Annotated in this window: 9 protein-coding genes; 8 read left to right on the top strand and 1 reads right to left on the bottom strand. The window is 51.7% G+C overall.

Annotated elements, in window-relative coordinates; all coding sequences use genetic code 11:
- The first annotated feature begins 9 nt into the window (after window positions 1–9).
- The 5 genes from FN808_RS04690 to FN808_RS04670 all read left to right on the top strand — a co-directional run bounded on the left by FN808_RS04690 (window position 10) and on the right by FN808_RS04670 (window position 9,153).
- Window positions 10–1,248 carry a TolC family protein gene (locus FN808_RS04690; RefSeq protein WP_142713402.1) on the top strand — a complete coding sequence of 413 codons (1,239 nt, stop codon included), beginning with the start codon at window positions 10–12 and terminating at the stop codon, window positions 1,246–1,248.
- A 19-nt stretch (window positions 1,249–1,267) separates the two neighbouring features.
- On the top strand, window positions 1,268–2,494 hold the full coding sequence (locus FN808_RS04685; RefSeq protein ID WP_142713401.1) for an efflux RND transporter periplasmic adaptor subunit: 1,227 nt from the start codon (window positions 1,268–1,270) through the stop codon (window positions 2,492–2,494).
- A gap of 18 nt (window positions 2,495–2,512) precedes the next feature.
- A complete protein-coding gene (locus FN808_RS04680) occupies window positions 2,513–5,602 on the top strand; it encodes an efflux RND transporter permease subunit (RefSeq protein ID WP_142713400.1) in 3,090 nt (1,029 codons plus the stop codon).
- A gap of 16 nt (window positions 5,603–5,618) precedes the next feature.
- On the top strand, window positions 5,619–6,128 hold the full coding sequence (locus tag FN808_RS04675) for a hypothetical protein (protein ID WP_142713399.1): 510 nt from the start codon (window positions 5,619–5,621) through the stop codon (window positions 6,126–6,128).
- A 745-nt stretch (window positions 6,129–6,873) separates the two neighbouring features.
- Complete coding sequence (locus FN808_RS04670; RefSeq protein ID WP_142713398.1) at window positions 6,874–9,153, top strand: TonB-dependent receptor; 2,280 nt, start codon at window positions 6,874–6,876, stop codon at window positions 9,151–9,153.
- A 93-nt stretch (window positions 9,154–9,246) separates the two neighbouring features.
- On the opposite strand, the gene FN808_RS04665 is transcribed toward FN808_RS04670, so the two are convergent.
- Window positions 9,247–9,675, bottom strand: a complete 429-nt coding sequence (locus tag FN808_RS04665; RefSeq protein ID WP_142713397.1) for a hypothetical protein — start codon at window positions 9,673–9,675, stop codon at window positions 9,247–9,249.
- 278 nt (window positions 9,676–9,953) lie between these two features.
- Between FN808_RS04665 and FN808_RS04660 the strand changes: the two genes are divergently transcribed.
- From FN808_RS04660 to FN808_RS04650, 3 genes are all read left to right on the top strand, one after another.
- Window positions 9,954–10,841 (top strand): cation diffusion facilitator family transporter, encoded by an 888-nt coding sequence (locus FN808_RS04660; RefSeq protein ID WP_142713396.1) that lies wholly within the window; start codon window positions 9,954–9,956, stop codon window positions 10,839–10,841.
- A gap of 3 nt (window positions 10,842–10,844) precedes the next feature.
- On the top strand, window positions 10,845–11,414 hold the full coding sequence (locus FN808_RS04655) for a helix-turn-helix domain-containing protein (RefSeq protein ID WP_246068281.1): 570 nt from the start codon (window positions 10,845–10,847) through the stop codon (window positions 11,412–11,414).
- Between the two features lie 121 nt (window positions 11,415–11,535).
- Entirely contained in the window at window positions 11,536–13,446 is a 1,911-nt protein-coding gene (locus tag FN808_RS04650) for a heavy metal translocating P-type ATPase (RefSeq protein WP_142713395.1), read from the top strand.
- Window positions 13,447–13,574: the final 128 nt, after the last annotated feature.

Raw genomic sequence — 13,574 nt, 5'->3', positions numbered from 1 at the left:
GGTTAAGAGATGCTATATTCCTTTATTCTGACGTTGGTTTTCTGGGGACAAATTATCCCTGCCGACACCACGGATCTTACCACAATTGATGTTCGTAAGGCGCTCCAGATTGCCTACGAACATAATCCTGAAATCAACCAGCTAACAAATAGAATCAGAGCCCAGCAACAGCAGCAAATACTGAGCATTGGGCTTCAGGATCCCGAGCTTTCGTACGTGAAAGAGGGTATCGGCAAAGGAACATTCGGGGAGCAGCGCTGGTCGATCTCCCAGAAAATTGAATTCCCGCTTAGCAGTTACTATCGCTATCAAAATGAAAAGAAGCTGACCGCCGGGCTTGAATATCAGCTGCAGGCACGAAAACTCCAGCTGAAGGCCGATGTAAAATCAGCCTACACCAGGCTTGCCTATGCTATTGAAAACAGTCACCTGGCCAGAGAGCAGATGACACTGTTTGAGCAACTGAGTAGTGCCGCCCGAACCCGCTCTGACCTGGGCGAAGCCTCCGAAATTGATGCCATGCAGGCCAACCTGCAGCTATCTGAGGCCCAAAACAACCTTGAAACAGCCCAAAACCAGATCATGAATGCCCGATACGATCTGTTTGAAACCATTGGCCTGGATCCGGAAGATCAAACCTATGACATCAGCTTTCCTGATACGCTGCACTATATCGAGGTCGATATTAACCAGAATGAGGTGCTCCAACAGCTGAATCATCATCCCGAGCTGCGACAAGTCAGCCAGGCCCAGCTGGCAATGTCCCTGCAGGTAAAAGCAGCCAAAACAAGTTATTTGCCCGACCTGAGTGTCAGCTATTACCGGCAGGATTTCGGTGGTGATTATGAATTTTATGGGTTTCAGTTTGGCATCAGCCTTCCACTTTGGTTCGGAGCCAACAAGAGTCCCAGGGTCAAACAGGCGCATGCCCGCAAAAGGGAGACCGACTGGAAATTCGACCAGCTTCAGCTATCGCTTAAAAAAAGGGCTGAACAAACCTGGCACGGCTATCAGACAACCCGGGCCAATATTGATCGTTTTCGTAAATCCATCCAGTCAAGATCCATTGAACTGGTGCGCTTGACCCAGAAAGGCTACCGGTATGGAGAACTTGATCTTTTAACCCTGTTGGAGGCCCAGCGCACCTACCTGAGAACCCAGGAAGCCTATTACCAAACACTCAGAGACTATTATCTGAAGGTCATTGAGCTGGAACAATACCTTCAAACCGATATCATCTTCAAATAACAAATTACAGGATTCTATTATGACGCTTCTTTCAACCTATATTTTGAGACCTGCCGCAAGATGGAACCTGCTTCTTCTGATGACAGGCCTTTTACTCTCGAGCTGCGGAGGAGACTCCGTGGACGGCGACGCTGCCGTTGATCCCGGAACCCCGCCTTCCGTCACCGCCTCAACCGCCACCAAGACGGTTCACCTTTCAGAACAGCAGGCCCGGGACTTAAATATCCAGACGCTGACCATTGAACCACAGCAGGTTTCCTTTACCATTCAGTCGCCCGGTCAGGTATTTGCCGCGCCCCAGCACATGTCGCTGGTAAGTGCCCCAATCAACGGGCGGGTCGCTACTATTTATGCCCACGAAGGGGAACAAATTACTAAAGGGGCGCCCCTCGTTGAACTTGAAAGCCTGGAATTTGCCAACCTTGTAGCTGACTATCTTGAAGTGACCGCAGAAGTCACCTACCAACAGCAGCAGGTGGAACGCCTGAAAGTATTAACAGAAGAACGAATTAGTCCCGAACGCACGCTTCAGAGAGCCCAGGCAGATCTGCAAATGGCCCTGACCAAGCAGAATGCATCACATGCACGCCTGCATGCCATCGGCATTTCAGACCGGGCCATTGAGCAGTGGGATCCACAGACATCAGAGCCTCAATCCCGTTTAACCATTCATGCTCCGATAACAGGCACGATCAATGAACATATGATTGAACTGGGGCAATCGGTCAATGCATACGAAGAAATGCTTAGCATTATTGACAATAAAGAGGTGCTGGTCCGCGGGTTTGTTTCTGCCTCAGACGCCCCCTTTCTGCAAAGAGGCAACAGTGTAATTATTACAGAGCGAGCCGGGGATGATGTATCATCAGGCGCCCGTATTGAAGCTACGGTCACCTCAATAAACCCGGCCCTGGATAAAACAAATAAATCTATTGTCCTGAATTCTATAGTGGCAACCCAAAATGGATGGCCCATCATCGGCCAGAATGTACGCATGACCTATACGGCCCGCGCCGAGGAGGGAACAATCAGCATCCCAATGACAGCCATCCAGTTCGATGAATCCGATGCCACGGTTTTCGTAGAACGATCGCCATTGGAATATGAAAAACGGCCGGTAGGGATCAAGCGTGCAACAGCTGAATACGCCATCATTGAATCCGGACTGCAACCGGGCGATAAAATAGCTGTCACCCAGGTTTTCAGCCTGAAAGCATTGGAACGGTTTGAACAATTTGCCGATTAACCATCACAATATCGTCACATGTTATCTCGATTAATTGATTTCAGTCTCAAACAGAAATTTGTTGCCCTCTCTCTCACCCTTCTGATGGCGGTCGGTGGTATTTTCGCACTGTCGAATATTCCCATCAACTCCCAGCCGGACGTCACACCCGTTCAAGTGCTTGTCATCACCAAGGCCGGTCAATATTCGCCATATGACGTTGAACGGCTGGTAAGCTATCCGATTGAAACTTCCATGAATGGTCTTCCAGACGTTAAAGAAGTGCGCTCGATCTCCCAGTTTGGCCTGTCAGCTGTAACCGTTGAATTTGAAGAAGGCACAGATATCTATTTTGCCCGGCAGCTGGTCAGTCAACGTATTCAAGGTATCACCGGGCAGCTTCCCCAGGGTGTTTCCTCGCCACAACTGGGACCTATCTCCACAGCACTGGGGGAAATTGTGCAATATGTGGTGCGGGGCGACACTTATACCCTTACTGAACTGCGGACCATCCAGGACTGGCTGATTGCCCCCCAGCTCAAAACAGTCAAGGGCGTCACTGAAATCAACTCTTTTGGAGGCTTTGTCAAACAGTATGAAGTGACCGTTGACCCGGATCAACTCATGAACTTCGGGATTGGACTCAAGGATTTGACCGATGCTATTGAAAACAACAATAGCGTCTCGGGGGGCAATTACCTTGAACACAATCGCGAACAATATATTGTACGGGGGTTCGGGCAAATTGGCAATATCAATGATATTGAGGATATCATTGTCAAAGAGCTGGAAGGAAGGCCGGTCTATGTCAAAGACATTGCCACAGTCTCCATCGGCCGACAGCTGCGGCAGGGGGCCGTTACCCAGGATGGAAAGGGCGAAGTGGTAACCGGTATTGCCATGATGCTAAGAGGAGGTAACGGGCGTGAGGTCATCAATGACATGGATGCCAAGATTGACGAGGTAAACCAAAGCTTGCCCGAAGGCGTCTATATTGAAAAATTTTATGATCAGTCGGATCTTGTGGATCGCACCACCGATACCATCATCACCAACCTGGTGGAAGGCGGCTTCTTTGTCATCGCCGTCCTTCTTCTCCTCCTGGGAGAAATTTCCGGGGCTCTCATTGTAGCTTCCGTCATCCCTCTTTCCATGCTTTTTGCCTTTATCGGCATGGAGCAAGTGGGATTGGCGGCCAACCTGATGAGCCTGGGGGCCATAGATTTTGGTATGGTCGTGGATGGCTCGGTGGTAATGGTCGAGAACATTGTGGAAAAGTTACATAATGACCGATCTCAAAAATCCCGCCTGCTCATTATTCGCGAAGCGGCCCACGAAGTTGCGCGCCCCATCTTCTTTGGGGTTCTCATTATCCTGATGGTCTATGTGCCTGTCATGACCTTCTCGGGAATGGAGGGCATCCTCTATCGTCCCATGGCCATCACGGTGGCTACGGCCGTCCTGGGTTCCCTGATTCTGGCGCTCGTTTATGTGCCCGCGCTCTCAGCCATCGTATTTCGCAATGGCGTTAAAATCCGCAAGAACTACGTTATCAACTGGCTGCGCCCACGGTACGAACGGTTTCTAGAAAGAAGCCTGAACAAAAAAGGGATCATCGTTGCGACTTCCGTTACGATTTTCGGCCTTTCGGTAGCCCTCATTCCCTTGCTTGGCACCGAATTCCTGCCGGAACTGGATGAGGGATCCATCCTGATTGAGCAGGTTCGGATGCCTTCGGTGACCCTGGAAGAATCCGTTGAGAATGCAGACTGGCTGGCCGGCAAGCTCAGCCGGAATATCCCTGAAATAAAAACAGTGGTCCCCAAAACTGGACGGTCTGACCTGGCCAACGACTGGATGGGTGTGCACCAGACCGATGTCTGGGTCGTATTGCATCCACCTGAAAAGTGGCGCGACGGGATGAGCAAAGCAGATATCATCAATGATATTCGCCCCTACCTGGAAACTGAGCCGGGGCTCTCATACAATATCACCCAGCCCATTGCCATGCGGGTGGATGAGTTGACCAGCGGGGTTAAGTCGGATATTGCCATAAAAATATTCGGTGAAAACATGGATACCCTCAATGTCGTTGGACAACGCATTTCCAATATGCTCAACAATATTGAAGGAACAGACAACTTCTATCTTGAACAAAGCAGCGGGCAGCCGTACTACAACATTGCCATCAACCGCGAGGCGGTGGCTTCCTACGGGTTAAATGTCAACCATGTACAGCACGTCATTGGAACCGGCATCGGGGGCAGTGAAGCTGGACAAATTTTCGAGGGTCAACGGCGGTTCAATATTAATGTCCGATTACCCGAGGAACTCAGAAACAGCTTTCAAGACATCATGGAAGTTCCTCTGCAACTCCCCAATGGAGGCTATATACCACTTAAGGAAGTAGCGGATATTCACGCCGAAGAGGGGCCTCGCGAAATTGCCCGTGAAAACGGCTGGCGACGGGTCGTGCTGGGTATTAATATCCGTGATATTGACATGGGAACCTATGTTTCAAATCTGCGCAACACTATCGCCGACCAGGTCAGCATCCCTGCGGGATATTTTATCCAATACGGCGGGACTTTCGAAAATCAGCAGCGAGCCATGAATCACCTCTACCTGGTGGTTCCCATTTCACTTTTGATAATCATCGGACTGCTCTACCTGATGTTTGGAAAACTCCGGTTCACCCTGCTCATATTTTTAAACCTTCCAATGGCGCTGTCCGGGGGAATATTTATCCTCTGGCTGCGCGGACTGTACCTTTCCGTATCAGCCAGTATTGGTTTCGTTGCCCTTTTTGGGGTAGCTGTGCTGAACGGTATTGTTTTGGTGGCTCACCTGAATGATTTGCGAAAGGAAGGCAGGGATCTTAAAACAGCTGTCATTCAAGGGGCCAGTGACCGACTGCGGCCGGTGCTTATGACAGCCCTGGTCGCCAGTCTCGGATTTATCCCCATGGCCTTTAATACCGGTCCGGGTTCCGAAGTACAGCGCCCATTGGCTTCGGTCGTAGTCGGAGGGCTCATAACTGCTACCCTGCTTACCCTCCTGGTGCTGCCAACCGTCTATCACTGGATGGAAAAAGACAAAAAACTGGAAACAAAAAAAGAAACATTCTAACTAAAAAGGAGATATCATGGATGCCGACTATCTACACCTCATTGTTAACCATATTCCCATTTTCAGTATGCTTTTCGGCCTTCTGATCCTGGGGTGGGGCCTATTCAAACATAATCTGCCTATCCAGCAAATGGCACTTGTACTGTTCCTGCTGGCGGCCGTCAGCAGTTACATTGCCCTGGAGACCGGCGAAGCAGCGGAAGATATCGTTGAAGAACTCGGTGTTGCTTCCTCACAGGTTATTCATGATCATGAAGAAGCAGCTGAAATTGCCTTCTGGTTTTCTGTTGTCACCGGACTGTTGAGTCTCGCAGGCCTGTTTGCCCTCTCACACAACCTGCGGTGGAAGAACACCCTGCTTTCTATTTTGGCCATAGCGGCCATCCTATCGCTTGGTACCCTGCTTTTTACGGCCTACCAGGGCGGAAAGATCTATCATGGCGACGCTGCTGCCCAAGGCACCGTTGAGCAGTTCAATAATAACCAAGCAGATATCGCAGAGCTGGCACTGAGCTATTATTCCTGACTTATTATCTACCAAAAAGAGAACACCCATGCGGCGGAGTGCCGGGTAGTCACTCCACCGGAACGGATTCGTTGATCTTTAGCACACGATTTATTTTTCAGGACCGTTAACAGATCTATAAAACCAGAAAAAATCAATACCTTCGATATTCTTTTTCATATGAAAAGGTATTTTTTTATTTTACGGACAAGTTACTCTTTTTTTACTTGCTTTAGTGCTTAAACCGTATAAACACATACAGCCTTTTGTTCTGACCCTGCTCCTGTCAGCATGGGTATTCCAGGTTGCCGTACCGGCATTAACGCTCATGCAAAAGCACCTTCACACGGAAACCGCTGCCTTTTGCGATCTTTCGGACCCGGCCTCATCTTGTGCGGTGGATGGCCAAAAAAACTGCATGTGTACCCACCATGCCCCCTCAGCAGACGACAATGCCACAACTACGCTATGCAATTGTACCCATCACGGAGGTCAACCGATGGGTATGGCTCCCGCCTCTCAAATAAAAGGAGTGCTCCTATCCACAACCGGGCTTTCCATGAAGATCTGCGCGAGCATACAGTTTCAAACCGTCAAAACAATTATTCCACTCTTTACACGCGAAATTTTTCACCCTCCCCGCCTGATCGCGTGACCACCCGGATCTAAACATTCATCATCATCTCCCGACCCCAAGCGGCAGAAATATGCTATATCGCTGCTCTTTTGGCCCAGCCTGGGGACTGGAACTTAAATCTCATGCATCATGCGTATATTGAAATTACTAGTATCTACTATCGGAATATCACTACTATTAGCTGTGCTTGCCGGTACCCTCCGGGCGCAGCAACGATCTTTTGAAGGAAAAATCCTGGACCGCACCACCGAACAACCGGTTATCGGTGCCCATATTCACTGGCAGGAAGAAGGCCAAACCACTGTCACAGATAAGAACGGGATGTTTGAATTCAAAACAGGAAAAGCGGAGCTGACCCTTCATATCTCATATGTAGGCTACCGAGACCTGAAACTGCAAATAATGGCTGAACCCGCATCGGGGACGCCCCATCGAATCTATCTGAACAAGAAAACCCATGCCATGAGCCCCGTGACGGTGCTCGCCCGGAAACAGGGGCGTCAGCCAGATCAGCATATGGATGTCATGACCTCGGTCAATCCATCTCATGACGCCGGGACCTTTCTCAAGGATTCTCCCAACATCTCCGGTATCCGGAAGGGGGGCGGCTTCGGAGTCGATCCCGTAGTGCGGGGATTCAAAAAAAATCAGCTGATTGTCCAGCAGGATGGCGTACTGCAGTCCCAGGGAGCCTGTCCCAACCGGATGGATCCGCCAACCTCACACATCCAAATGGAACAGGTGGAGGAAATCGAGATATTGAAAGGGCCCTACGCCCTCAAACATGGACCCTCGTTCGGCGGAGTTATTAATTTCAAGTCTCAACGTCCCAACTATTATCAGCGTCCCACATTCAACAGCTATATGACAATCGGTTATGAGAGCAATATCGGCCGGCAACGCTATGCCGGCGGTATTGAAAAGGAGGGAGGGGACTGGACCACCAACATTCACGGCAGCTTCACTTCCACCGACGACTATAAAGACGGTTCCGGAAATAATGTACGGGCCGGCCTGTCCAATGTGGAATATACGGTGGAGACCAGCGCCCGCCTGACCGATGTCAGCAACCTTTCGGCCCGTTTCAGCCAGGGTTTTGTGCGCGATGCCGAGTATCCGGCCCTGATGATGGACATGCGGGAGGACAATACGACCAACCTCACCCTTTCCTACCTAAACACCAGCCTCCGAAAGGGGCGTCTCGAGACCTCCCTCTTCGGCTCCTATGTTGACCACCAGATGGATAACCTGGAACGAAAAATGGCCCGTATGGTGGAAGCCGTCACAGATGTTACCACTGAAACCTACGGCTATGATCTGTCCTATACGCTGCCGGCGGCTTCGGGAAGCTGGTTCGTAGGCACAGACGCCACCTTTCGTGCCCTGGAAGGCTTCCGCAACCGCACCTTCCAGATGGGCGAAATGGCCGGCAGCAGCATCCGCGACAATGTGTGGCAGGGTGGTAAACGCAACCGATGGGGCACAGTTGTTGAATACCAACCCAGCATCCGTGACTGGGCTTTTGTGATCTCCTCCCGCTTCGATTACTATTATTCCAATGCCAGCGATCCCGATGCCTATTTTAAACAACAGCTAGGCGACCTGAAGCAGGAGCATCTCGGCTGGAGTGCCAGTGCCGGTTTCACCAGGGAGTTGTCGTCCCGCTGGTCGGCCGGCTTCTGGGTGGGGCGCGCCGAACGCTACCCCGGTATGGATGAGCTGTTTGTCAACTACCTGTCCATTGGCATGGATCCCTACGAATATGTGGGCAATCCCCGGCTCAACTCCGAAACCAACCATCAAATAGATGCCTTGCTCCATTACAGCAGCCGCACCCTCTCTGTGAAAACCTCTGTGTTTTACAGTTATGTTCGTGATTATATCAGCGCTGCACTGCGTACCGATCTGCAGCCCAGGCAGGAGGGAGCCCCGGGCGTCAAGCAGTTTAAGAATATCGATGAGGCCGCCCTCTACGGTTTTGAATGGACCCTTGAAAACAACGGGCAAAACCGGTTGGGTTATGAACTTTCATCAGCCTACACCATCGGCCGCAACCTCTCCATGCAGGAGGACTTGCCCCAGATTCCCGCTTTTGAGGCCAATCTCAAGCTGGATTACCGTCTCTTCGATGACAGGCTCATTCCACAGATCCACCTGCGAGGCGTGGCTGGGCAGACGCGCGTGGCCGAATCGTTTGACGAGCGGCCTACCGACGGCTATCTGCTGACCAACCTCAAGCTGACCTCCCGGCTGTTCAGCATGTTACGCTTATCGGCAGGCGTTAACAACCTGTTTGATGTAACCTACCACGAACACCTGAACCGAAGCCTGCAGGGGTCCACGCTTCCGCTCAACGATCCCGGCCGCAGCATCTTTGTGGAGTTAAAATGGAACGGACTCTTCAATTAGATAGAAAGCAACTCATACATATTCACCTTGGCGCGACAACAAGGTCGCGTCAAGGTATTAACAGCAATCAACGGATCGGCTTGTGGCAGCGTGCTATGGCCAGACTGACCAGGGAATACGAATGAGGATAAACAGGGTTCCCAGTCCATAATAGATTAGCAGCTTTTTATAGCGCGCGGCATCATTGGTGCCCGATTTCGCCTTCGAATAGCCAATAGTAATCAGGATGATGCCGATAATCATCGTCAGCGGATGCTCCAGCATATACAGCCGTGACATGGCATCGCCCATCGCCTCCCCGGAAAAATTAGACACCCCCTTTGGAGAAATAAAATAGAGCACCAGCCCGATCAGCAGCTGCAGGTGAGCGGCAATCAATCCCACAAGCGACGCCTTCCGCAACTTATCCGTAAACGGCCTTTTTTTCAGGAAGTTCAGCAACACATAAATAAAGGAGAAAATCAGGACGGCAAGCACAATATAGGCTATGCCGGAATGGAGATGTAGAAATCCGGTGTACATAAGTCAGGGGACTCAGAATTAAGTGATTGTAGTTTGGGAATCAAGGCTCCGCTTTGTTACAGCCGCCGGCTTTGAAGGCAGTGCATGATCTTTGACTGCTTAGCGGTGCAACTGATGCAATTTTTCTATATTACAAAAAACGATAGCGATCCGTTTGTTTAAATAATAAAAATTGATGATTTATAATAACAAACAAAGAACTCACAAACCAAACCCCGGGAACCTGCTATCATCCGGGCTGCTAATCTGTTCTTCTATTTCCAAACGATGACTATTCCATGGGCCACGACCACTCCTCGCATGTAAAAACCTACGGAAAAGCGTTTGCTATCGGCATCGGGCTGAACATCGCCTACGTTATCATTGAAGTTCTTTATGGCCTGGCAATCGATTCATCTGCGCTGCTCGCCGATGCCGGGCACAACGCCAGTGACGTTCTGAGCCTGGTCTTTGCCTGGTTTGCCATGAGCATCGCCCAGAAACGCCCGGCCCAAAAATACACCTATGGGCTGCGCCGCAGTACCATCCTGGTCTCCATCCTTAATGCCCTGCTCCTGTTTGGCGCCGCCGGGGTCATCGGCTGGGAAGCCTGGAACAAGCTGTACGAACCGGTGGAGGTACCCGGCACCCAGCTGATTATTGTTGCCAGCATCGGCATTGTTATCAACACCCTGACGGCCCTGCTCTTTATCAAAGGCCAGAAGAAAGACCTGAATATCAAGGGAGCTTTTTTACATATGGCAGCTGATGCGGGGGTTTCCGTGGGCGTAGTGGCAGCCGGACTCCTTATTAATACCACCGGCTACCACTGGATCGACCCGGTGACCAGCTTCCTCATACTCCTTATTATTCTCTACGGAACCTGGCAGCTCTTTATTGATTCCCTCAACCTGGCCCTGGATGCGGTTCCCAAAAACATCGACTACCTCGAAGTGGAGCGGTTCCTCTCCTCGCATCAGCATGTACGCAGCATACACGATCTGCATATCTGGGCCATGAGCACCACGGAAAATGTACTTTCGGTACACTTGGTAGTGGCGGAGGAAGCTTCTGATGACCTGCTCAAACGCATAAAACACGAACTGCATGATAAATTTGGAATTACTCACACTACAATTCAGTTAGAACAATCGAGGCTCGATGATTCTCTCTCATCCAACGAATGAACAATGGACGCCAACAAACATTTCCTCATAAAAAACATGGTATGCAGCCACTGTGCGGAAGTCCTGAAACAGAAACTCGAGGATAATGACTTCCGGGTACAGAACATTGATCTCGGCGAGCTTGAGCTGGCCGAGGACCTCAGCCCAAAAGACTACCAGCGCCTCTTATCGGTGGTACGCAACAATGGCTTTGATATTATCAACGACGAGGGCAGCAAGACCGTAGAACGTATCAAGCACCTCATCATCAAGCTGGTGCGATCCGAACAGCCGCTGGAGGGCAACCTTTCCGACTATCTATCCGATAATATCCACAAAGATTACCAGCAGCTCAGCAGGCTGTTTTCAGGGGTGGAGGGCAAGTCCATCGAGCGCTACTTTATCCTGCAGAAGATTGAACGGGCCAAGGAACTGATTGTCTACGGCGAACAGACGCTCAGCGAAATCGCCTATGCCCTCGATTACAGCAGCCAGCAGCATTTTTCACGGCAGTTCAAGAAGGAGACCGGCCTGGCGCCCTCCCACTTCAAGGAGATCAAGGAAAACAGGCGCACGGCCATCGATCAGCTCTGACACAATTCTGCACAAGATATACATAAAGATATAAGAGCCGGTCCCCCCGGCTTCCTATCTTGATGCCAAAGATTAACCAACAAAAGTTCTTATCGCATTTTTCAAGAAGTATAAAGAAGCCATGATCAGCGCCCTGCTGCTTGCCGGGGCCCTGATCATTGAATTTGCAGTTGCTTTTCCCCACCGGCAGTACCTCTACCTGCCGCTTTATACCGGTTCCTACCTGGTGGTGGGCGGGCCGGTCTGGATAAAGGCCTTCAAATCCATTCGGGATGGCACCATCTTCAGTGAATTCCTGCTGATGGGCATCGCCACCGTCGGGGCTTTTGCCATCGGCGAGTATGCCGAGGGCGTGGCGGTCATGCTTTTCTACATGATCGGGGAGTATGCCCAGCACGGGGCCGTCCACCGCGCCCGTCATTCCATCCGCGAGCTGCTGGACCAGCAGCCCGAGGTGGCCACGGTGGAGCGGGAGGACGGTATCAGGCAGGTGCATCCCGCCAAGGTGGAACAGGGAGCCGTCATCCGGGTGAAGCCGGGGGACAAGGTGCCCCTGGATGGAGAACTGCTCGACGATCGAGCGAGCTTTAATACTGCTGCACTGACCGGCGAGTCGCGGCCTATGAGCCGACGCCGAGGGGAGGAAATCTGGGCCGGGTCTATCAATCTGCAGTCACCGGTCCGGATCAAGGTGACCAATGGCTATGAGGATACCAAGCTGTCGAAAATTCTCACCATGGTACAGGAGGCCACCCAGCGCAAGGCCCCCACCCAGCGCTTCATGACAAAATTGGCCAAAGTATATACGCCCACGGTTGTCTGGCTGGCCGCTGCCCTGACCTTTCTCCCTTACTTCTTCGTTGAAACCTACCTCTTCCGCGAGTGGTTCTACCGTGCCCTGATCTTCCTGGTGGTTTCCTGCCCGTGCGGACTCGTTATCTCTATCCCGCTCGGCTATTTCGGGGGTATCGGAGCTGCCTCGCGCAATGGCATCCTGTTCAAGGGTTCCGACTTCCTGGACCGACTACGCAGGATGGATACCCTGTTTATGGATAAGACCGGCACGCTCACCATGGGAAACTTTGAAGTACAGGGGGTACATTCGATCAACGGCTTCGACCGGGACGAACTGGTACAGCTGGCGGCATCACTGGAACAGCACTCGAGCCACCCCATCGGCCGGGCAATCCTGCAGCATACTAACGGCCAGCCCCTGCAGAGCGTAGCACGACAGCAGGAAATTTCCGGCAAAGGACTGCGGGGCACCATCGGCAACAAGGAGGTGCTGGTGGGAAACCGAAGCTTGCTGGCTGATCATAATATCCGTGCCCATACCAACGAGCTTCAGTCGCCGCATACCCAGGTTCACGTGGCGGTCGATGGTCTCCATGCCGGCACCATCAGCATTGCGGATCAGGTCAAGGCAGACAGCGGCCACGCCGTCCGCGGCCTCCGCGACCGCGGCATCGGCACCCTCACCATGCTCTCGGGCGACAGCCAGAAGGTAGTTGATCATGTGGCCGGGATGCTCGGACTCGATCAGGCGCACGGCGACCTGCTGCCAGACCAGAAGTATGCTCGTGTTGAGCAGGCACTGGCTGCTGATCATCCCGTGGGCTTCATCGGTGACGGTGTCAACGACGCACCCGTCATCACCCTCGCAGATGTGGGTATTGCCATGGGCGGCATCGGCTCCGACGCTACCGTGGAAACGGCCGATGTGGTCATTCAAACCGACCAACCCTCCAAAATACCCGTTGCTATTGATATCGCCCGCTTTACCCACAAGGTAATCTGGCAGAATATCGCCTTTGCCCTTGGCATCAAGGCACTGGTAATGGTGCTGGCCACCCTGGGCATGGCCACCATGTGGGAAGCGATCTTTGCCGACGTAGGTGTAGCCTTAATTGCTATTGCCAACGCCATTCGCATACAGTACCACTTCACCGACGAAGACTTCAGCCTGCCCAGCGCACCACCGTCGTCCGCCGGCAGGGGATCCACCGAAGCGGACTGCTGCTGTACCTGCTGATCTTCTTAAAAAGCAGCCGGTCTTCCGTGAAGCTTTGCTTCTTGACCTGTCTATTTGGATATTGCTACCTTAATTCAACGGAAGCATCCTTTACCATGTAGACGCTAATACCCCTGAAGATACTACCT

The organism is Fodinibius sediminis (assembly GCF_900182555.1).
GTDB lineage: Bacteria > Bacteroidota > Rhodothermia > Balneolales > Balneolaceae > Fodinibius > Fodinibius sediminis.
Note: the sequence above shows the minus strand (reverse complement) of the source record. Positions and strands in the feature narration are given on the sequence as shown.